The organism is Brevibacillus borstelensis (assembly GCF_003710865.1).
GTDB classification, from domain to species: Bacteria; Bacillota; Bacilli; order Brevibacillales; family Brevibacillaceae; genus Brevibacillus; species Brevibacillus borstelensis.
Window position 1 is genome coordinate 14,041 of sequence record NZ_RHHO01000016.1, and the last position, 20,435, is coordinate 34,475.

Here is a 20,435-nt window from a genome sequence, read left to right on the forward strand (position 1 = left end):
GCTATTCCTTCACCCCGCATGCGGGGTTTTGGGCCAGCCACTTGGCTTCGGCCTCTGCCAGCTGCAAGTATTCGGGAACCATTTCGTGCGGATGACCACCCTCTGCGAGCTTGCCCAGAGCAGCAAGACCGATGTGGGCAGCTCGCGGATGATTGTGGGTTGCAGGCGCAAAAAGGGCTTGTTCACCCAACTGCTCCGCGATCGTCTCCCGGTGAATGCGCAAATCCTCTCCCATAAACAGAACGCGCTCATTCCCAGCCTGTTCCTTTAACGAAGCGAGCCAATCGCGAAGCAGCACCAACCGCTCTTCGGCTACTACAGACAGTTCCGCCCAGTCTTTTGTCCGGAAGGCCCCTGTATAGACCTGTCCGCGCCTCGCATCGAAGAGCGGGACGATCAAGCCGGAGAAGCCTCGCGCATTCATAGCGACAGCCTCAAGGCTGGAGACGCCGATCACCGGTATTTGAAGCGACCAGGCCATGCTTTTTGCCGTGGCCACACCGATCCGTACACCCGTATAAGAGCCTGGCCCTTTTGCAACTCCGATGCCAGCCAGCTGTTCCGGCAATGTTCCCGTTTCATCCATCAACTCGGAGATCGCGTCCATCAGGCGGACAGAGTGGTTTTTCTGCTGATTCGTCGTCAATTCAGCCAAGATCCTGTCCTCTTCGACTACGGCCACGCTCAACACGAGATTGGATGTATCCATTGCAAGTACCCGCATCACCAATCAATCTCCTCACACAATTTCACATAGCGATCCCCCCGGGGAATCAGTTGAATCCGCCGGGCATCATCGCCTTCCGACCGCAGGATGACAGTCAGCCGTTCCGGCGGCAGCACGTCCTCGATCAGAGAAGCCCACTCCACCACAGTGACGCCTTCCCCAAAAAAATAATCGTCCAGCCCGAGCGAGTCCACGTCCTCTCCCACCCGGTAGACGTCCATATGATACAGCGGCAAACGCCCTTCATATTCCTTGATAATCGTAAAGGTGGGGCTGTTGACTGTTCCTTTCACCTCAAGGCCGCGAGCCAGTCCCTGGGTGAAGGTCGTCTTGCCCGCCCCCAAATCCCCCTCCAGGGCGAGAAAGTCGCCGGGGAGCAAGCGGACACCCAATTTTTCCGCAAAGCGCAAGGTCTCTTCTACGCCTGACGCATTCCATTCGTACTTCATCCTGTCACCCTTTCCTGGCATCGGCCTTGCCAAAATGGTTAAATCCCGCTTTCGCAACCGGCTCCCAGCGCGAATTGCGGTTCATCACTACCGATGGTCCGCCCGCTTCCACCCGCCCGATCACGGTAAACGGGATCCCCTGCTGCGCAAACAGCGCTCCGATCCTTTCTTCTTCCACCGCTTCAATCGTTCCTGCAAGCTGATAGTCTTCTCCTCCGTACAATGCCCAATGGAGAGGATCTTTTCCCTTGTGAGACGCATACATGCGGGTTGTTTCCGCTACCGGGATCAACTCCGCTTCGATCCGCAGACAAACACCGCTGGCTTCGGAAATCTCCCACAATTCAGAAGCAAGTCCGTCACTGACGTCGTTTAGCGCTCCTGGATTCGCAGAGGCTGCCAAAATGCGTCCTGCGGCAACCTGGGCCACCGGTCTCTGGTGAAAAGCAACCAACGGCTGCCACATCTCCTCTACAGCTTCTCCCGTTTTTGCCGTTTGCAACAACAGATCCAGGCCGGCTGCCGACCCGCCTACATGCCCTGTCACAAATACAAGCTGACCAGGCTTCGCTGCTGACCTGAGCAACGCCCGTCCCTTTTCCACCTCACCCATCACCGTGACAGACAGTGAAAGAGCGGCGGGGCTGGACACCGTATCGCCGCCAATCACACGTACGCCGTAGGCCTCGCACGCAGCGTAAATGCCGTCGTAAATCTGCTGACACTCTTTTGCTGTCCAATTTGGCGAGACGGCAATGCTGATCAACGCGTATTTGGGAATGCCCCCCATGGCGGCCACGTCGCTGATGTTGCTGATGACGGCTTTGTAGCCGATGTCGCTCGGGTTCATCGTCTCTTTGAGGAAATGGACAGTCTCTACCATGGCGTCGCAGCAGGCTACCACTTCCCTGTCTGCTGGCAGCGAAAACACCGCCGCGTCATCTCCGATCCCTACGCTGAGCCCGTCGCCTGTTTGGCCGGCGGAGCGGCTCGTCCACCGCCTGATGAGGGAAAACTCGTCGTACGTCACTACTACCGCTCCTTTAGTTTACAGTGCCTTCATTATACCGCCCTGCTTTCAAAGCACGCAAGGAAACGGGCGCACAGCCCGGACAGGCTTTTCCGTGCTGCCGCTGCTCTCCGGCTGCCATCAGCCCTGCTGCTTTGCCGCTGTTTCCAGCTCATACAGCCGCAGCTTTCCTGAACAACGGCCGCAGCGGTAACGGGCCGGATTGATTTTTCGCTTTCGTTTGTACCGCATCTGGCAGGCTTCACACACAAGCTCATAGCGATACGGAAGCCGGGTTCTTCCGCCGCCGACCTCCTGGCAGTAGCGACTTCCCCCCACTTGCTTGAGCAGCTCCTGAAAGTCGCGATCTTTATGCTGGTACCCCTTCTTTTCCAGGTGCAGATGATAGTGGCACAGCTCATGCTTTACGATCCCGATCAGCTCTTCCTCTCCGTGCTGCTCCAGATGGCGAGGGTTGATCTCGATGTCGTGGGAACGAAGCAGGTAACGTCCCCCTGTCGTCCGCAGCCTGCTGTTGAACCTGGCCTGGTGACGGAACGGCCTGGCAAAATACTGTGCAGAGACCGCTTCGACCAGTGCTTGCAACTCCTGATCTGTCATTGTTTTTCTCTCCCCAGCTGAAGCTTGTACCTCGACGATAGCAGTTTTGGTTGAAAAGTGCCAGAGCAATACAGTACACTTATTTGATGAGATCATGAGATTGGTGGGGAAACTGATGCGCTATTTAATCTTGCAGGAACAAACTGGGCTGCGCTTTGTCGCCATGCCGGAATCCCATATGTATCAACTGGTCGCTCTTCTGAAACGGCTTCAAAAGGAGATCGACAAGCTGACCATTGCAGAGCGTCCGCAGCTTCCGACGGTCATCGCGGAATGCGCCGAGCTAGAGCTTCTCTCCGATGCGTTTCAAACAGAAGATGGTCTGGCGTACGTCAGCCGGCTGGAGAGCCATTTCTCCTCTTTGCAGGAAACGGTTTATCCGCTGATCTCGTTGTTGACGGAGATTCGCGCTTTGCAGGCACAGCTTGAATTCCTGCTGGAAGATGAGTAATCTCTTTTCGAGGGCTTTGCAAAGCCTCTAGTACCCAGAGGCCGAAAGTTCCGCTTTCTCACGTGCTTTCACAGTTCTGCTTTGTAGCCATATACGAACAACTGCAAGTTGCCTTTCCGAGTCGTGCAAAGAAAATAGGTACCTCCTGTGTGTTTGCCGCATACATTGCCAATATAGGAATGACACCAGGAGGTACCCTTCATGCCACAATGGATGCGCAGGCAATTGCAGCGTGCCTTCTTCGGGAAGGACGTCCGGCAAATTCGATTGCTCAACAGCTGTTGGTTTTTATACTGGGAAAAACACGGCGGCCGCCCTCAATAGGGTGGCCGCCTTTTATATGCTTACAACAGCTTGTTCTATAAATCCTGTGGCGGGATTAAAGTCAATCCGACCCGTTGCCGTTTTTCATCGATATCGACTACCCATACATCCACAATGTCTCCGACGGTCACCACGTCCAACGGGTGTTTGACAAACCCTTTCCGCAAGCGGGAAATGTGGGCCAGGCCGTCATTTTTCAAACCGATATCGATAAACGCCCCGAAATCGACCACGTTTCTTACCGTTCCCTGCAGCTTCATCCCCGGGCTGAGGTCAGAGAGCTGAAGCACGTCGCTGCGCAAAAGCGGCTTGGGCAGCTCGTCGCGCGGGTCACGGCCCGGGCGCAGCAGACTGTCGACGATATCTCGCAGCGTCGGTTCCCCGATTTCCAGCTGCCGGGCAACCGTCGGCACATCGAGTCCCTGCAGCCGTTCTCGGCAGGCTTCGCTGCCAATCTCTTCGGCAGACAGCCCGATCAGGTCCAGCAGCTTGTGTGTAGCCGGGTATGATTCCGGGTGAATCGGCGTTTTGTCCAGCGGATTTTCCCCGTCCATAATCCGCAAGAAGCCTACGCATTGCTCGTAGGTTTTCGCTCCCAGTCTGGGAACTTCCTTGAGTCCGGCCCGGCTCGTAAATTTTCCGGTCTCTTCCCGCTTTTTGACGATGTTCGCCGCCACCTGCTTGCTGATGCCGGACACGTATTGCAGAAGCTGCGGCGACGCCGTATTGACGTCTACGCCTACGTGGTTGACCGCCGACTCGACGACGAATTGCAGGCTTTCCGCCAGGCGCGACTGGGAAACGTCGTGCTGGTACTGTCCGACGCCGACCGACTTGGGATCGATTTTGACCAGTTCGGCCAGCGGGTCCTGCAGTCTGCGGGCGATGGAAATCGCGCTTCGTTCCGCGACGTCCAGATCGGGGAACTCCTCCTTGGCAAGGGCAGAAGCGGAGTACACGGAGGCCCCTGCCTCATTCACGATGATATAGGACAGTTCGCCCTTCACTTCCTTCAACACGCCGGCGATAAACTGTTCCGTCTCGCGAGACGCCGTTCCATTTCCAATCGTAATGATCTGTACCCCGTACCGATTGATCAGTTCCTTTACCTTGGCAGAAGCTTCGGCTACCTTGTTTAACGGAGGAGTCGGATAAATGACGCCTACCTCCAAAAGCTTGCCTGTCTCATCGACGACAGCCAGCTTGCAGCCTGTTCGATAGGCCGGGTCTACCCCAAGCACAACCTTGCCCTTCACAGGCGGCTGCAGGAGCAGATTGCGCAGGTTTTCCGCAAAAATGTGGATCGCCCGCTCTTCGGCGACTTCTGTCAGCTCGTTTCTTACCTCCCGCTCGACAGAAGGCTGGATCAAGCGCTTGTAGGCATCCTCCGCCGCTGTCTCCAGCCACGGCCGCGCTACCGTCTCCCGCGGAATCAGCTTCCTTTTCAGATAGAGCAGAATCTCATCGACAGGAGCCTCAACTGATACCTTCAGGATACCTTCGTTTTCTCCGCGGTTAATTGCCAACACGCGATGAGGCGCGGCCTTTTTCAACGGTTCACTGTATGCGTAATACATCTGGTAAATGTTCTTCTCGTCTGCTTCGACCGCCTTCTGCTCCGATATGATCGTCCCCTTTTGAAAGGTACGCTCGCGGGTCCACTGGCGAATCTGGGGATCATCCGACACCTGCTCGGCGATGATGTCCATCGCTCCTTGCAGCGCCTGCTCCGCCGACTCCACCCCTTTTTCCGCGTTTATGTACGCTTCCGCTTCCGCCGCCGGATCTCCTGATTTCGGAAGGGTCAAAAGGTAGGCAGCCAATGGCTCCAACCCCTTCTCTTTGGCCATCGTCGCTCGGGTCCTGCGCTTTTGGCGATACGGCCGGTACAGGTCTTCCACTTCCTGCAGCTTTGCCGCCCGTTCGATCGATGCCTTTAGCTCTTCAGTCAGCTTGCCCTGCTCCTCGATCAGCCGGATTACCTCTTCTTTTCGCACTGACAGGTTGCGCAAGTAGCGAACGCGCTCCTCAATCGCCCGTATCTGGGTCTCATCCAATTGTCCGGTCATTTCCTTGCGGTAACGGGCAATAAACGGCACTGTATTTCCTTCGTCCAAAAGGGCGATGGTCCGCTCTACCTGATGCCTCTTGATTTCCGTCTCCTGAGCGATCGTCTGGATCATCAACGTTAGGTCCATATTCTACCTCCTGCGCTCATCTACGTGGTTATTGTACCACAACACCCATCTCGCCACCGGCAAAAATATGTCTGGAACCAAGCGGGCATCTCCGCTCTTCCCGGCTCTCGGGAGGACAGGTGCCCCTTTTACATTCACCGGCTATTCCGGGCAGCGCAATGCAAAAAATCCCGGGATGTGAAGCTGACAAAAAAAGCGGAGGATGCATGCACCCCCGCTTGTCATTTACGTTGTATATTCCTGCTGATCGGTCCGAAGAACTTCCCGAAGCTTGCCCAGCGCTCTCCGCTGCAGCCTGGAGACGTGCATCTGGGACATCCCGAGCAGTTCTCCCGCCTGCTTTTGACTCAAATTTTGATAAAAAGTAAGATGTATGATTTCTTTTTCCCGATGGTCGAGTGCATGAAGCGCCCGGTCGAGCAGCATGTGCTGATCGATGCGATCATAGCCGCTGTCTTCCGAACCGATCAAATCAAACAGGGTAATGGTATTGCCGTCGCTATCCGCCTCCAGTTCGCTGTCCATGGAAAGGGAATGATAGCTCCGTCCCATCTCCAGCGTTTCCAGAACCTCTTCTTCGCTGACGCCCAAATACGCCGAAATATCTGCAATCTGCGGGGAGCGCTGGAGCTTGATGGTCAATTCGTCCACCACCCGCTTGATTTTCGGGCTCAGCTCTTTTACCCTGCGGGGAACATGGACACTCCAGGTCTTGTCCCGTATGAATCGTTTCATTTCTCCGACAATAGTCGGAACAGCAAAGCTCTCAAAGGAGCGGCCAAATGCGGGATCAAACCGCCTGAGAGAAGCTAAAAGTCCGATCATCCCTACCTGAACCAGATCTTCATAAGGGATCTGTCCCCGAACAAACTTTTTGGCAAGGGACTCTACCAAAGACGTATAGGCTTCGACCAATTCTCCTTGAAGGACACTGTCTCCCGTCTCGCGATATTCATTGACCAGCCTGACCAACTCATCTCGACTATGCTTAGGCTTCCGAGACTGCCCGGTCATCGCAAGACACCTCATCCCGCTGCAAGTACTTGGTCATTGTCACTGTCACTCCATCATTGCTGCTCACTTGCACTTCGTCCATTACGGAGTGAATCAGATACAGTCCCAAGCCTCCCTCCCTCACTTCGTCAATATCCACGTCAGGACGGATCGGTGCCGGCGCTTCCTGTCTATCCTCCAACGGGAGGCCCTTTCCTTTATCCCTTACTTCCACCACAAGCCGATCAGCAAGGAGCCAGCATGAAAGGCGCAGTTGGTCATTTCCTTGCGGGCAATCGTAGGCGTGTTCGACTACATTGGTGCACGCTTCCGCCACCGCGAGCTTGATGTCTTCGATATCTTCATACGGGAATCCCATCCGGTTGGCAATCCCCGAAACAGTTAGGCGGGCAATGCTGACATACTCCGCTCGAGCTGGCAGCGTCAATGTAATCACATCTGCCTCCGGTCTCTGACCCATTATTCGCTCTCTCCTTTGTGAGGCACCATTCTTTCATACAAGCCGGTTATACGAAAAAGCCGTTCCACACGAGGCGACAGATTCTGCACAGCAAGCTCACAGCCTGTCTGCTTGCAGGCCTTCATTGCAGCAACAAAGGTACCGATTCCCGTGCTGTCGATATACTCTACCGCACTCAGATCAACAGCAACCCGCTTTACCTCTGGCCGATTTACCAAACAGAGCAGCAAGTCCCTCAGCTTCGATACGGTATACGCATCGATTTCCCCTTCCAGGTACAGCAAATGTTGGCCGTCCTGGCTGTTCTCTCTGATCATAAGCTCCATTCTGTTTCTCCTCCCTTGCTTGCCTTACGTTCTCCGAAGCACAATCATGGTGTAATCATCCGGCAGTTCAAATTGAGAGAGAAGCAACAGTCTGCGGTACAGATGGTTAGCCATCTCCTGTGCAGACGCACTCGTTTCCTCCTCCAGGAGAGAGACGAGTTCTTCTCTTTGTATGTAATATCGGCCAATCTTTCGTTCCGTTACACCATCTGTCAGAAGGATCAGAAAATCTCCGGGCTCCAAATAAATCTCACGTTCTTCGTATTCGCTGCCCGCCGCAATGCCTAAAGCCGTCCCGCAACCCTCCAGATCGAAAAATCGGTTCTCCCGAGCCCGATACAAAAATCCGGGCTCCTGGCCCGCTGTAGCGTAGCGAAACACGTGCTGAGCCGTGTTATAGCGGCCAAATTGCATGGTTACAAACATGCATGGGTCGATATTTCGTTCAACAACGCTGTTTAAATGTCTCAGCATGTTGCCCGGAGCAAGCTTCATCTCTCCCAGGCTGTCCATCGCGTACCTGAGCATCGACATACACATCGCAGCGGGGATGCCTTTTCCGGTGATATCCGCAATGGCAACAGTGAACTCACTTTTGCTTTCACAGAGGAAATGATAAAAATCTCCGCTCATTTCCTTGGCCGGAATACTGATCATGCCAATGTCTACATTCGGATATTGCGGAAGCGTTTCTGGCAGCAGCGTCTGCTGCATTGCGGTCGCGATGGCGATTTCAGCCTGCAGCTGTTGATGGCGGCTTCGCCAGCTGTCAAAGGAGCGGTAGGCATTGCCGTACTCGATCATGATTTCGGTGAGAATTTGAAAGGAATCTTGTATAAACTCCGGTACATCTCCCAAATGCTCCAGAACGTTTGCGTGCATATCGGTTACTTCCTCAGGAGAAATATTCCGTGAGAGCAGCCACTTTCCCAGTTGTTGAGCCAGGTATAGCTGGTCTTCTCGCTTTCCTTTCAGATAATCGCGCACGATCCGCGTGTATATGTCCTCATTTTCCTGACTCATGAACAGGCGTCATCTCCCCTCGTTCCCTTACCGCCATTTAATGACGACAACCTGTGTCCCCTCTCCCGGACTGCTCTCCAAAGAAAACTCGTCCATCATACGTTTCACGCCTGGCAATCCTGCTCCAAGCGCCCCGGAAGTGGAGTACCCGTCCTCCAGCGCTTTTCGCACGTCTTCTATGCCAGGTCCAGAGTCAGATGCGATGATCCTAAGTCCGACACGTTCGCCCTCCTCGAGAGGCTCTATCAATACGTTTCCGTGACCGGCATAAAGGAAAATGTTCCGTGCCAGCTCGGAAATCGTAGTGGCAATCCGCGATTGCATGATCGTCCCAAACCCCAGGTTTTTCGACAAGTTTCGACCTATTTGTCTAGCTGTGACTATATCTGCCTCTGAATATATCGTTATGTTATATGAATGAAGCCCTGTCACAACAAGAAACTCCTTCCATCGACGAGCTTTTCAGCAGTCGGCTAAACATGCAAAACGTGTCACTTTTTGTCTTTTTTCTTGTACACCATTCGATGCCAGGGCGCAAAATCCCTGCAATCACAGCAAAAAAACCACTGGCTATCCAAGTGGTTTTTCTTTCCTGCTCGTAATATTACCATTCCTTATTTAAAAGTCAATGATTCCCAGGCTAATTTGCAGCGATTCATTGACTCGATCCATCATCTCGTCGTCCAGATGAGTGATCTTATCGGTCAGTCTTTGCTTGTCAATGGTTCTAATCTGTTCTAACAAGATGACGGAGTCACGATCAAATCCATACATTTTTGCGTCAATCTCTACATGCGTCGGCAGTTTTGCTTTTTGAATCTGCGCTGTGATGGCAGCGACGATGACCGTCGGACTAAATCGATTGCCAATATCGTTTTGGATGACTAATACGGGTCGCACGCCTCCCTGCTCGGAGCCGACGACCGGTGACAGGTCAGCGAAAAATACATCGCCCCGTTTGACAATCACATGTCACACCCCGCTAACTAAGCGGACAAGAGTATGGTCAGCCTCTTCTTCAGCGCCGAATGCCTCCGATGCCATTTTCAAGTTGATTTTCGCCATTTCCATGTACCCTTTTTGCATGGTTTCGCGAATGACGCGCTTTTTGCGCTCCTTCAGATACAGGTGCATCGCTTGGCGAATAAACTCGCTGCGATTGGATTTTTCTTTTTGAATTACGCCGTCCACTTCCTGAAGCAAGTGTTGTGGCAGGCTGATCATGATGCGTTTCGTGTTTGACTTGGACAAGACAAATCCACCTCCAACCATGACCGTAACATCCGCAGTGCTTGTTACCACTTACCAGTATGGGTCACTACCATTATGTCGAACCATTTGCAAAAATATACCTGTCCGGTCGCTTCGGGAATAACCCGATTTTGCGCTTTACTAGTATTCGTGCTTTGCTCCGAAATTCCTGCCTGCTTTTTGCTGCTAGTTATTGACACTTTGTGCTGGCGCATGTGTCATCGTCAACGGATGAAACACCTCCGACACTTTCCCGTCTTTGCGATAAACACGCGGAAGCCGGTAATTCAGCATGCACGGAATCTCATAATTGATGGTCCCCACGAGCTCAGCTACTTCGTCCAATGAAATTTCTTCCGTTCCCAGGCGACCGTAGAGCACTACTTCGTCGCCTACCTTCGCGGAAGCGCCATTCAGCCTGACCATGATCTGGTCCATGCACACCCTGCCGACAATGGGAGAACGTCTGCCCTCGTGCAGAACAAAGCCGCGATTGGACAACGACCTGGAGAAGCCGTCTGCATAGCCGATCGGGAGCGTGGCGATTGTTTCACCTGGCTTGGCGGTGTACGTAGCTCCATAGCTTACCGTCATTGCTTCCGCTGCCGTTTTCACATGGGAAATGCGAGTTTTCAGGGACAACGCCGGCACCAGCTTCACCTGTGCCCGCTGCTTCAAAAACGGAGAAGGATATAACCCGTATAAACCTATGCCCAAACGGATCGTATCATACCCCCATTCAGGAAAGACAATCGCGGCGGCCGTATTGCAGCAGTGCACGCGCGGAAGCGTTTTTCCCGCCTCGCGAAGGGCGGCCAGCAGCTCCTGAAATTGCTGGTGCTGACGTCTGACATGTGTTGTATCTTCTTCATCCGCACAGGCGAAGTGGGTAAATATTCCTGTCCAATCAAGGAACGGACTTTGCTCCAAGGCTCTCACGACGTGAAGAAGCTCCTCGGCTGTACGCACTCCGAGTCTTCCCATGCCGGTATCCGTTTTGATATGGATCCCGATCGGCTTTGCACCGGCTTGCTCGATCCGCTCGTTCGCCTGTATGATCCAGTCGGCATGGTAAGCGGTCAGTTCAATTCCGAGCCGGCTGGCAGTTTCGACAGAGTCGACCGGGGTATAGCCGAGAACAAGGACAGGGGCAGTAATTCCCGCCTCGCGCAACACGACTGCCTCGTCCAGCATGGCTACCGCCAGTGAATCGGCGCCGCTCCGCAATGCCTGCTGGCCTACATGCACGGCCCCGTGCCCGTATCCATCCGCTTTGACTACGGCCATAATCCCCGTTGTTTCAGGAATATGCCGACGAAAGCTTGCTACATTGGCCGAAATGGCGTCCAGATCTACCTCTACCCACGTGTCGCGACAAAACGGTTTCATTTGCTATCTCCTCTTTTTGCCCTTTTGGTATAGATACAAGCGTTCATTCAAGTGATTGAGAAACTGCCTGGAAACCATCAGCGACTGGCGCTTTCCGCCCACTCTGTACAGATGGCGCCCTTCAAAAATCGGTTCCACCTCGGAAAGCGGATAACTGGTTTCCTGTCCGCTCATCCGAATGATCAGGTGAGTCTTTGTCAGTGTATACGAGGGACGCAGCGTGAATTTGTACAGGAACGGGGCCAAGCCAACCACCGCAATCGCGATGGCAAAAGCAAAGATCTTGAATGCGTCCGTTCTGGAGTCAAAGAACTGCGACAACAAAAGCATTCCGATGACAAAGGCTAGCGTTTCCATAATCCGCATCTTCATGCTTTTCCGCAAAAGAAGGTCTTTATACCCCGATTCCTCTTGATACAAAATGTCGTTCGACTGTTTCTTCATGAATACCGCTTCACCTCATAGCATAGTTACTCTGACTTTATCTCTTTTGGACAGAAGGTGTCAATTCGTTAAGCACAAATGTATGGTTTTTTTCATATAATACGGACACTTTGCGATTTGGAAAGGGGCCCAATAACGTCAGGCGAAGAGGCCCCTGTCCCTTCCCCTGCCCCGCTGAAAATCCATAGAACTAGGCTGTGATCACAATCGGATACAGGGACTTTCCTAGGAAAACACTACCGTAAGAATTTAAACAAAAACACGCCTGATCCTGCATAGGACCGGGCGTGTTTGTTGCAACATCTTTGATTTGCGAGAAAGGAAAACGGAATCTCAGTGTGATGCGGACATTTCTCTTGCGCTCAAAGCTGAAACTGCGGCGGCTTGGATTCGTCCTTATTTTCCGCCCAAACCGTATGTGGATTGAGCTACCTGAACCATTTCAACCTCCGGCAGGTCTCCCGTCAGCGTAAACTCGACGCCGTCCAGCTCCCAGGTCAGATAACGCTGATTATCTGCCGTTTGGGTCAGCACCCCGATCGTAAATCCGAGGTCGACAGGCATTCCCTGTTCATATGAAACGGTGGCCTCGGTCGGACGGGACTCGATCAGCTTGTAGTTATACGCTCCGTTGTACTGCAGGACGATCGTCTTTTGACCATTCCGGGTAACCGGCTCAATGTCTCCCTGTTTCACACCTTCAGGCATGTACGTTGGAACGATGACCCCGAACTGGCTGTTCGGCTGCTGGCTTGGCTGAGATACCTGTGCCATCGTCGGGATGACAGACATCGAGCTGGTTGTCATGTTGCGATCTTTGTCAAAGGCATCTTGATCAAATGTCGGATTAAACACAAATTCCGTGAAGTTGATCTTGACCAGCGTATCCAGATTGGAATCCATGATCTCTGCGCGTTTTGGTTTCAAGTCTTCTGTCAGCCAAATTTTTTGTTTCGTGAGCGAGCGGTTTCCACTGTAATTCGCTTTTACTTCAAACACGTAGTCTTTGTTGTCCATGTTCATTTTACGCTCGGTATCGTCGATAATGCTGCGGGCGAGCGTTTCGTAGAGATACAGCGGCCCATTGTTTTCCGGCCATCCGCTTTGGAAACGGAAGCTTTTTTTCAAATGGGGCGTAAGCACAAACACACCTTCGTTATTTCGCAGGATGATCTGTGTGATTCCCCGCTGCTTGGAGGTGAGGGCTACCCGGTAGTTGGTCGGCTTCTCGTACCAGACCTCCACATCGTACTCCATGGGAGTCGAGCTGGTTTGCATGGTCAAAACTGCTTGTGATTTGTAGCCCCCCATTTTGTCCAGCGTACTGCCTAGATCATCGACAATGTCCTCCGGTGTCTTTTGACCGAAGCAGCCGCCGAGCAGCAGAGAAAAGACCAACAAGAGCGCCAATGGAAGTGCTGCCCGTTTCATTCAAAGAACTCCTCCTTGTCTGCATTTTTCGACGAAGAAGGGCTCCCCTGTCTATTTCCTGGGAAATCTGTCATTCTTTCATCCGATCAGCGCATATCTTGTCATCCTCTGATGGGCCGCAGGTGTTAGTCTATCGCTGATTTTCAGCAAACTTCCCATTCTGGCTAGAGCAGGTAGTCCCTCCTAATCTACGCGATATAAATCTATGTCCCATCTCGTCCCAATATGCAGACAAGTTGCAGTTGTCCTCTATTCTTTCGATTCGATGACCACCTGCGCTACTGCGTACTCTTTGCTGTGGGAAATGCTTACATGGATTCGCAGCTTGGAGGGGTCATGTCCGATCCGGTTGCATGCCGCCTCGGTAATCGTCAGTTCCGGTTTTCCTGTCGTCCCTGGGGCGATCTGAAGGTCATGCAGACCTACAGCCCCACCGATGCCGGTCCCGAGCGCCTTGGCTCCTGCTTCTTTGGCTGCAAAGCGCCCTGCTACGTACTCAGCCAGCCTTCCCTCTGGTTTCCCCTCTAGCAGCTTCCTTTCCGCTTCCGAAAAAATCCGGTGAAGCAGCTGCGGCTGGCGCTTTAAAATCGCTTGAATGCGATGAATTTCAACGATGTCAATGCCGATGCCAACTATCATACCAATCATTTCTCCCCGACTTATTTTGCTGCCAACATAACACTTACGATCCATTATTGGCAAGCACACAAATAAAACACCCCCCGCAATCGCTGCGGGGGGAGAGGCGCTCTTAAAGGGTTTGTTATTCAGTCGGTTGTTGCTGCGCTTGTTGAGCCGCATTCGCAGCGGATTGCTGGTTTTGGCGGCGTACTTCCGACACGTTGGTTTCGCTCGCAAACTCAGTTGCGTTCGTAGCGGTTTGGTTGCGCATCGCTTGGTTCATACCTGCTTGCTTGTTTTGTTTCGGCATGGTCTTTTCACCTCCTCGACGTCACTGAATATAATGTGTGCTGAGCAATGCCCCCGTATCCCCGCCTGTTTTTTCCTCACCTCGACAACAGGGGGTTAAATCCCAGCCGCTAATCAAGCCGCGTTTGGTTATGCTATAACGAGAAGCAGGAAGAGCTGCCGCCTGCCGCGAATATGTACGTTCAATGTAAAAGCATGAGAGGAGCAAATGGACTATGGCTCAAACCGTTATTATTTATACACAAAAAACCTGCGGCCCTTGCCAGGAAGAAAAAATGTGGCTGTCGCAACAAAACGTTGCCTTTGAGGATCGCGACATACGTGAAAATGACGCTTATTTTCAGGAAGCGATTGGACTTGGGGCCAGCATGACACCGGTTACTCTGATCGAAAAAGATAGCGGCGACCGTATTGTCATCCACGGATTTGACAAGGAACAACTAAAAAAAGCGTTGGATCTTTCCTGATCCAACGCTTTTTTCCTATACGTCAACCTAGCGAATGCGCTGCTGTAGCCTTTTTGTCCTTTACGATTGGCGACATATCCGGCAAATGCTGCAAAATCTGCCGAATGGCGGGTGAACACTCCGTGTTAAGGGAATAAAACACCCAAGGTCCCTTGCGTTTTTCTTTAACCAAACCGTGTGTCTTCAGTTTGGCCAAGTGTTGAGAGACAGATGGTTGGGACGTTTGCAGAATCTCCACGAGATCTCGTACACAAAAGGATTGTACCTGCAAGAGAGCCATGATCGTCAAGCGTGTTTTGTCGCCGAGCAGTTTGTAAATCTCAGACAAATACAACACCTGCATCAAATCTGTGTCCATAAAAACCCACCCTTTGCCTTGCGTTTCTGATTACAAGTATACTACACGGACATAAGGCAGGGAAGATATGATGTCGACAGATCGGTGAACGCTTGTCTTTTTCCCGGTCAATTCTCCCCTGCCATGATCCGCGCAAGCTCTTAAAATCAGCGCCATTCCTGTGTTTATCCGGCTGTTTACTGCAGCTTAAGAAGCAAAGCGCTCTCCTGCAAGTGATTTTTGAAGTTTTTCCCATTCCCCGACGTTCATTTCCATTTCTTATCCAAACATCCGCAACGTCAGATACAGGCCAGTCAATGTAATGAACAGCGTAGGAACAGTCAGGATGATGCCCGTGCGAAAATACTGCCCCCACGTAATCCTGACACCTTTGTTTCTCAAGACGTGAAGCCACAGGAGCGTCGCGAGCGAGCCGATAGGGGTGATTTTCGGTCCCAGATCGCAGCCGATGACATTGGCGTAAATCAGGGCTTCCTGAACGATTCCTTCCACCCCTGTTCCTTGAATAGCCAGAGCGTCGAACATGACTGTCGGCAAATTGTTCATGAGCGAAGAAAGTGCCGCGGCAATAAAACCCATACCCAATGTGGCGGCGTACAGTCCTTGCGCCGCAAACAGTTCCAGCCATCCTCTAACGACTTCGGTCAGCTGCGCATTGTGCAGCCCCCAGACGACCACATACATGCCGATGGAGAAGATGACCACCACCCAAGGGGCCCCTTTCAAGATACGTCCTGTCTCGATGGCGGGACTTCTCCTCGCCATCAGGTAAAAAACAAGGGCGGCACCGGTAATGATCAGCGATACGGGAATATCCAGCCACTCGCTCGCGAAGAAACCGGCCAGAAGCACAGCCAAAATCAGCCAGGACAGCCGAAACATCCACTCGTCCCTGATCGCTTCTCGCGGCTCCCTTAGCTGACTTGTCTCATAGCGACGCGGGATGCTTTTGCGAAAATAAAGAAACAGAACAAGCAAGCTGCCGGCGACAGAAAACAGATTGGGCAGCAGCATCCTGGCGGCGTATTCGGCAAAGCCGATCCCGAAGTAGTCGGCGGAGACGATATTGACCAGATTGCTTACCACAAAAGGAAGAGAGCTGGTATCGGCGATAAAGCCGCTCGCCATGACAAAAGCAAGCACCATTTGCGGCTGCAGCTTCAACGCTCTCACCTGGGCCAGCACAATCGGCGTCAAAATCAGCGCGGTCCCGTCATTGGTAAACAGCGCGGAGACGAGCGTACCGAGCAAAATCACGTACATAAACATCAGACGGCCATTTCCTTTGGCCAGCCTCGCCATGTGCAAGGCTGACCACTCGAAAAAGCCGATTTCGTCCAAAATCAGGGAAATAACGATGATGCCTACAAGGGAAATCGTGGCGTTCCAGACAATTCCCGTCACCTCGCCGACATCCGCCATCGTGACGATACCTGTCGCCAATGCGAGCAGCGCACCTCCCACTGCCGGGTAACCGATCGACAATCCCCGGGGCTGCCAGATCACGAGGATGAGTGTCCCTGCAAAAATGAGTAATGAAAGCCAGACCACGGTTGTGTTTCTCCTCTCTGTTCTGCACATGCTAAAGTCGTGTATTCATTACATGACGAAAAGCTCTCAGCTCTCCTCTTTTGGCGAACAAGGCTGGCAGAAGCAGCCGCCAAAGAACCTCCCTGCCAGGAACACACCAAAAAGAGCGGACCTTTGTGTCCGCTCTCTTACGATACTACAGATTCTCTTTAACCGAAACGTCCTGTAATGTAATCCTCGGTTCTCTTGTCACACGGATTTTGAAAAATGACCGGTGTGGAATCGAATTCAACCAGCTCTCCATTCAGGAAAAAGGCAGTCTTGTCGGAGATGCGGGCTGCCTGCTGCATGTTGTGCGTAACGATGACGATGGTGTAGGTCGTTTTCAGCTCATCGAGCAGTTCCTCGATCTTTGCCGTAGAAATCGGGTCCAGGGCCGATGTCGGTTCATCCATGAGCAAAATTTGCGGATTCACGGCCAGAGCGCGAGCAATGCAGAGGCGTTGCTGCTGGCCCCCGGACAAGCCATAGGCCGGTTTCTTCAAAACATCCTTTACTTCCCCCCACAGGGCTGCTGCTTTCAAGCTGCTCTCCACGATCTCGTCAAGCTTGTTGCGGTCTGTAATGCCGTGCAATCTGGGGCCGAAGGTAATATTTTCGTAAATGCTTTTTGGGAACGGATTGGGCTGCTGAAAAACCATGCCGATATTTTTGCGCAAAATCTCTACGTCCACCCTGGACTCGTAGATGTCCTCGCCGACGACCTTCACACTGCCGTCGATTCGCACGCCCTGAATCATGTCATTCATCCGGTTCAACGTCCGCAGGAACGTCGATTTACCGCAGCCGGAAGGTCCGATAAAAGCAGTGATGCTGTTCGCTTCAATCTCCATATTGATATTGTGCAGGGCTTGGTGTTGTCCATAATACAGGTTCAGATCGCGTACCTCGATGATACTCACGGTTGCCAGACCCCTCTCTTTGTAAAAGTTCCTCTATTAATAGCGCTTCTGATATTTATTGCGAAGGTAAACCGCGGTCGCATTCAGTGTAAACAGCACGATCAACAGCACGATAATACCGGCGGCGGCAATCGCCCTAAACTCATCCTGCGGCTTGGATGTCCAGCTGTAGATCTGGATCGGCAGGACCGTAAACTGGTCGAGCGGAGAGCTCGGTACAAAAGCGATAAACGTAACCGCTCCGACTACGATCAAAGGCGCCGTCTCTCCGATCGCACGGGACAGGGCCAGAATAAAGCCGGTCAAAATGCTCGGAAATGCAGCGGGAATCACGACGCCCCGAATGGTCTGCCATTTGGACGCCCCCAGCGCATAAGAAGCATTTCGCAAATGCTGCGGCACGCTCCTGATCGCTTCCTGGGAAGCGACGACGATGATCGGCAAGACCAGGAGAGCCATCGTCAGCGCACCGGACAGAATCGTGCGGCCAAACAGAAAGCCTTCCACGAACAAACCGAGACCCAAAATCCCGAAGACAATCGACGGTACGCCGGCCAAATTGTTGATATTGACCTGAATCAGGTTGGTGAACCAGCCCTTTTTCGCGTACTCTTCCAAATACAGCGCCGTTCCAATCCCCAAAATAAAGGCGACTGGCGCGGTTATGCCAATGATCCACAAGCTGCCGAACAGCGCGGACAAGATACCCGCCTTTTCCGGAAAACGGGAGGCAAAACTGGAGATAAACTGCCAGTCCAGCCAGCCAAGACCATCTGAAAGGATGCGATATAGCAATATGCCCAGGGCAGCTACACCTAGCAGCGTAGCGAGCAAAAACACTACGCGGGAGGCCCTGTCATAGATTTTTCGACGAGTCAGATTTCCTGCCGACATCAATACTCCTCCTTGTAGCGGCGCGTAATCCACTGCGCAATGATGTTAATGCCAAGAGTAAGAAGGAACAGAGTCATGCCAACAGCAAAAATGGTGCTGTACTCAATCGAGCCATGCTCGATGTCTCCGCCGCTGACCTGAACGATAAAGGATGTCATCGTCTGGATGCTTTCCAGCGGATTGAGCGTCAGCTTGGGCGTAGCTCCGGCCGCAATCGTCACGATCATCGTCTCTCCGATCGCGCGGGAGCAAGCAAGTACAAATGATGAAATAATCCCCGACAGGCCTGCAGGCACGACGACTTTGGTCGCTACCTCCAGCTTGGTCGCTCCCAGCGCGTAGGCGGCATCCCGAAGCGAACGGGGAACGGCCACCATCGCGTCCTCACTCAAGGAAGCAACCATGGGGAGAATCATGATACCGACCACGATACTGGCGGAAAGGGCGTTGAACACCCCGGTATCGGGAAAAATGCTGCGGATGAGCGGCGTGACAAACGTCAAGGCAAAGTAGCCGTAAACGATTGTCGGAACACCCGCGAGAACCTCCAAAATCGGTTTAATCGTTCGACGCACTTTTTCATGCGCATATTCGCTTAAATAAATCGCTGTCATCAGCCCAAACGGCAGGGCAACGAGACAAGCCCCCAGCGTAATCAGCAAAGACCCGGACAAGAGGGGCAAAATGCCAAAGTGCTGCGGTATAAACAACGGCGTCCACTTGGTGTCCGTTAAAAAGGAAAAGAGCGACACTTCTTTGAAAAAGCTGATCGTTTCAAACAAAAGCACCATGACGATGCCGACTGTAGTCAAAACGGATACGAAGGCACACGCGATCAAAAACGTGCGGATGCCGAATTCTCTATTTTTCTTCTCGTTTTTGACGACAATCTGGCTTTTTTTCGAGCGTACTTCCTGATTTAATGTTAGTATTTCTTGTCTACCCAACGTGAACATCCCCTTTCCTCTCGCGGACAGAGGGAAAAGTGGCGTTATCTCGATCATAACGCCACATTCCTCGTGCACCCGCTGTCAGGATTACTGGATCTTGGCAAGCGATTCTTTGTATTTGTCATCGGTCAGCGGTACGTAGAATACCGATTTGACCAGTTCAGGAGCGTTTTCCAGATAGAACTTCACAAACTCTTTTACTTCCGGTTTTTCCAGGGACTTTTTGTTTGCATAGATAAAGATCGGGCGAGCCAAAGGCTTGTAGGTACCGTCTTTGATCGTGTCAAAAGTAGGCGTTACCGCATTGCCATCGCCGTTGTCGATCGGAACCAGCTTCAGCTTGTCTGCATTTTCTTCGAAGTACGCATAACCGAAGTAGCCCAAGCTGTTTTTGTCGCCGGCAATACCTTGTACCAGCACGTTGTCATCTTCACTGGCGGTGTAGTCAGGACGGCTCTTTTTAGCCTCGCCTACAATCGCTTCTGTGAAGTATTCGAATGTTCCGGAATCCGTTCCCGGCCCGTACAGCTTGATTTCTTCAGCTGGCCATTCCGGACGAACGTCTTTCCATGTTTTCACCTTGCTGTCCGGCTCCCAAATCTTTTTCAGTTCATCGACTGTCAGCTTGTCAACAAAGCTGTTTTCCTTGCTGACGACGACGGAGATACCGTCATAGGCAACCGGGATTTCAACGAAATCAATTCCTTTTTCCTTCGCTGCTGCCGCTTCTTTTTCTTTAATGGGACGGGAGGCATTGCTGATGTCCGTTTCGCCGGCTGCAAACTTCTTGAAGCCGCCGCCTGTACCCGATACCCCGACCGTTACCTGTACGCCAGGGTTTGCTATTTGGAACTCCTCCGCAGCCGCTTCCGTGATCGGGAATACGGTGGAAGAACCATCTACTTTAACAGTTCCCGACAGATTGCTGGCTGTTTTGTTATCAGCTGCAGGAGTCGTTGCCTCCGTGCCGCCGGTAGAACCTGTAGCGCCATTGGAGCTTGGAGCAGATGTTGCGCTGTTGCTGCCGCATCCGGCGAGAATGGAACCTGCGAGAGATAGTGCCAGCATCAAACTACCGAGTTTTTTCACGATGAAAATCCTCCTTAAAATCGGTTTGTTTTCCTCTTTCCACTTACAGATGATACAGGCGGAATGTTGTTCTATTGTTTTGGCTTTGTAAAGCTTTCTTAAAGATTGGCCATTTCGTTGAGTAATCGCTTGATAAAG

Annotated in this window: 26 protein-coding genes; 3 read left to right on the forward strand and 23 right to left on the reverse strand. The window is 52.4% G+C overall.

The window, feature by feature from the left end; all coding sequences use genetic code 11:
• Position 1 precedes the first annotated feature (1 nt).
• The 4 genes from tsaB to EDM54_RS08115 form a co-directional block, all read right to left on the reverse strand.
• Positions 2 to 724, reverse strand: coding sequence for a tRNA (adenosine(37)-N6)-threonylcarbamoyltransferase complex dimerization subunit type 1 TsaB (gene tsaB / locus EDM54_RS08100; protein ID WP_003389772.1), 723 nt, complete (start codon positions 722 to 724; stop codon positions 2 to 4).
• Positions 724 to 1,176 (reverse strand): tRNA (adenosine(37)-N6)-threonylcarbamoyltransferase complex ATPase subunit type 1 TsaE, encoded by a 453-nt coding sequence (tsaE, locus tag EDM54_RS08105; RefSeq protein WP_081924360.1) that lies wholly within the window; start codon positions 1,174 to 1,176, stop codon positions 724 to 726. The genes tsaB and tsaE overlap by 1 nt, the downstream gene beginning before the upstream one ends.
• A 4-nt stretch (positions 1,177 to 1,180) precedes the next feature.
• Positions 1,181 to 2,206 (reverse strand): thiamine-phosphate kinase, encoded by a 1,026-nt coding sequence (gene thiL / locus EDM54_RS08110; protein ID WP_122958044.1) that lies wholly within the window; start codon positions 2,204 to 2,206, stop codon positions 1,181 to 1,183.
• A 120-nt stretch (positions 2,207 to 2,326) separates the two neighbouring features.
• On the reverse strand, positions 2,327 to 2,806 hold the full coding sequence (locus tag EDM54_RS08115) for a SprT family protein (protein ID WP_024985088.1): 480 nt from the start codon (positions 2,804 to 2,806) through the stop codon (positions 2,327 to 2,329).
• 115 nt (positions 2,807 to 2,921) lie between these two features.
• Between EDM54_RS08115 and EDM54_RS08120 the strand changes: the two genes are divergently transcribed.
• A complete protein-coding gene (locus EDM54_RS08120; protein ID WP_003389776.1) occupies positions 2,922 to 3,257 on the forward strand; it encodes a hypothetical protein in 336 nt (111 codons plus the stop codon).
• A gap of 201 nt (positions 3,258 to 3,458) precedes the next feature.
• Positions 3,459 to 3,581: a cortex morphogenetic protein CmpA gene (cmpA, locus tag EDM54_RS08125; RefSeq protein ID WP_122958045.1), complete on the forward strand. Its 123-nt coding sequence runs from the start codon at positions 3,459 to 3,461 to the stop codon at positions 3,579 to 3,581.
• A 35-nt stretch (positions 3,582 to 3,616) separates the two neighbouring features.
• On the opposite strand, the gene EDM54_RS08130 is transcribed toward cmpA, so the two are convergent.
• The 13 genes from EDM54_RS08130 to EDM54_RS08190 form a co-directional block, all read right to left on the reverse strand.
• Positions 3,617 to 5,779, reverse strand: coding sequence for a Tex family protein (locus EDM54_RS08130; RefSeq protein ID WP_122958046.1), 2,163 nt, complete (start codon positions 5,777 to 5,779; stop codon positions 3,617 to 3,619).
• Between the two features lie 225 nt (positions 5,780 to 6,004).
• Entirely contained in the window at positions 6,005 to 6,793 is a 789-nt protein-coding gene (gene sigB, locus EDM54_RS08135) for an RNA polymerase sigma factor SigB (RefSeq protein ID WP_003389779.1), read from the reverse strand.
• On the reverse strand, positions 6,768 to 7,253 hold the full coding sequence (gene rsbW / locus EDM54_RS08140; RefSeq protein WP_024985090.1) for an anti-sigma B factor RsbW: 486 nt from the start codon (positions 7,251 to 7,253) through the stop codon (positions 6,768 to 6,770). Before rsbW ends, sigB begins: the two co-directional genes overlap by 26 nt.
• On the reverse strand, positions 7,253 to 7,579 hold the full coding sequence (locus tag EDM54_RS08145) for an STAS domain-containing protein (protein ID WP_003389782.1): 327 nt from the start codon (positions 7,577 to 7,579) through the stop codon (positions 7,253 to 7,255). Before EDM54_RS08145 ends, rsbW begins: the two co-directional genes overlap by 1 nt.
• 24 nt (positions 7,580 to 7,603) lie before the next feature.
• On the reverse strand, positions 7,604 to 8,602 hold the full coding sequence (locus tag EDM54_RS08150; protein ID WP_003389783.1) for a PP2C family protein-serine/threonine phosphatase: 999 nt from the start codon (positions 8,600 to 8,602) through the stop codon (positions 7,604 to 7,606).
• 27 nt (positions 8,603 to 8,629) lie between these two features.
• Positions 8,630 to 9,034, reverse strand: a complete 405-nt coding sequence (locus EDM54_RS08155; RefSeq protein WP_122958047.1) for an anti-sigma regulatory factor — start codon at positions 9,032 to 9,034, stop codon at positions 8,630 to 8,632.
• A 186-nt stretch (positions 9,035 to 9,220) separates the two neighbouring features.
• Positions 9,221 to 9,571, reverse strand: a complete 351-nt coding sequence (locus EDM54_RS08160) for a type II toxin-antitoxin system PemK/MazF family toxin (RefSeq protein WP_003389786.1) — start codon at positions 9,569 to 9,571, stop codon at positions 9,221 to 9,223.
• Positions 9,572 to 9,574: 3 nt separating this feature from the next.
• Positions 9,575 to 9,874, reverse strand: coding sequence for a CopG family ribbon-helix-helix protein (locus EDM54_RS08165; protein ID WP_024985091.1), 300 nt, complete (start codon positions 9,872 to 9,874; stop codon positions 9,575 to 9,577).
• 165 nt (positions 9,875 to 10,039) lie between these two features.
• Positions 10,040 to 11,242, reverse strand: coding sequence for an alanine racemase (alr, locus tag EDM54_RS08170; protein WP_024985092.1), 1,203 nt, complete (start codon positions 11,240 to 11,242; stop codon positions 10,040 to 10,042).
• Between the two features lie 3 nt (positions 11,243 to 11,245).
• Positions 11,246 to 11,686, reverse strand: a complete 441-nt coding sequence (locus tag EDM54_RS08175) for a hypothetical protein (protein ID WP_003389791.1) — start codon at positions 11,684 to 11,686, stop codon at positions 11,246 to 11,248.
• 396 nt (positions 11,687 to 12,082) lie between these two features.
• Positions 12,083 to 13,117, reverse strand: a complete 1,035-nt coding sequence (locus EDM54_RS08180) for an outer membrane lipoprotein-sorting protein (RefSeq protein WP_122958048.1) — start codon at positions 13,115 to 13,117, stop codon at positions 12,083 to 12,085.
• A 249-nt stretch (positions 13,118 to 13,366) separates the two neighbouring features.
• Positions 13,367 to 13,756, reverse strand: a complete 390-nt coding sequence (acpS, locus tag EDM54_RS08185) for a holo-ACP synthase (protein ID WP_003389793.1) — start codon at positions 13,754 to 13,756, stop codon at positions 13,367 to 13,369.
• 124 nt (positions 13,757 to 13,880) lie between these two features.
• Positions 13,881 to 14,048, reverse strand: coding sequence for a gamma-type small acid-soluble spore protein (locus EDM54_RS08190; protein ID WP_003389794.1), 168 nt, complete (start codon positions 14,046 to 14,048; stop codon positions 13,881 to 13,883).
• Positions 14,049 to 14,262: 214 nt separating this feature from the next.
• Here EDM54_RS08190 and EDM54_RS08195 point away from each other — a divergent pair, with 214 nt between their 5' ends.
• Positions 14,263 to 14,514 (forward strand): glutaredoxin family protein, encoded by a 252-nt coding sequence (locus EDM54_RS08195; RefSeq protein WP_024985093.1) that lies wholly within the window; start codon positions 14,263 to 14,265, stop codon positions 14,512 to 14,514.
• A gap of 22 nt (positions 14,515 to 14,536) precedes the next feature.
• On the opposite strand, the gene EDM54_RS08200 is transcribed toward EDM54_RS08195, so the two are convergent.
• From EDM54_RS08200 to EDM54_RS08225, 6 genes are all read right to left on the reverse strand, one after another.
• Entirely contained in the window at positions 14,537 to 14,872 is a 336-nt protein-coding gene (locus tag EDM54_RS08200) for an ArsR/SmtB family transcription factor (RefSeq protein WP_003389796.1), read from the reverse strand.
• Between the two features lie 258 nt (positions 14,873 to 15,130).
• Entirely contained in the window at positions 15,131 to 16,453 is a 1,323-nt protein-coding gene (locus EDM54_RS08205) for an arsenic transporter (RefSeq protein WP_170208352.1), read from the reverse strand.
• A gap of 158 nt (positions 16,454 to 16,611) precedes the next feature.
• Positions 16,612 to 17,364, reverse strand: coding sequence for a phosphate ABC transporter ATP-binding protein PstB (gene pstB, locus EDM54_RS08210; protein ID WP_024985095.1), 753 nt, complete (start codon positions 17,362 to 17,364; stop codon positions 16,612 to 16,614).
• Positions 17,365 to 17,400: 36 nt separating this feature from the next.
• Positions 17,401 to 18,258, reverse strand: coding sequence for a phosphate ABC transporter permease PstA (gene pstA, locus EDM54_RS08215; RefSeq protein WP_003389799.1), 858 nt, complete (start codon positions 18,256 to 18,258; stop codon positions 17,401 to 17,403).
• On the reverse strand, positions 18,258 to 19,214 hold the full coding sequence (pstC, locus tag EDM54_RS08220) for a phosphate ABC transporter permease subunit PstC (RefSeq protein ID WP_003389801.1): 957 nt from the start codon (positions 19,212 to 19,214) through the stop codon (positions 18,258 to 18,260). The genes pstA and pstC overlap by 1 nt, the downstream gene beginning before the upstream one ends.
• Before the next feature lie 81 nt (positions 19,215 to 19,295).
• Positions 19,296 to 20,297, reverse strand: a complete 1,002-nt coding sequence (locus EDM54_RS08225) for a PstS family phosphate ABC transporter substrate-binding protein (protein WP_003389803.1) — start codon at positions 20,295 to 20,297, stop codon at positions 19,296 to 19,298.
• Positions 20,298 to 20,435 lie beyond the last annotated feature (138 nt).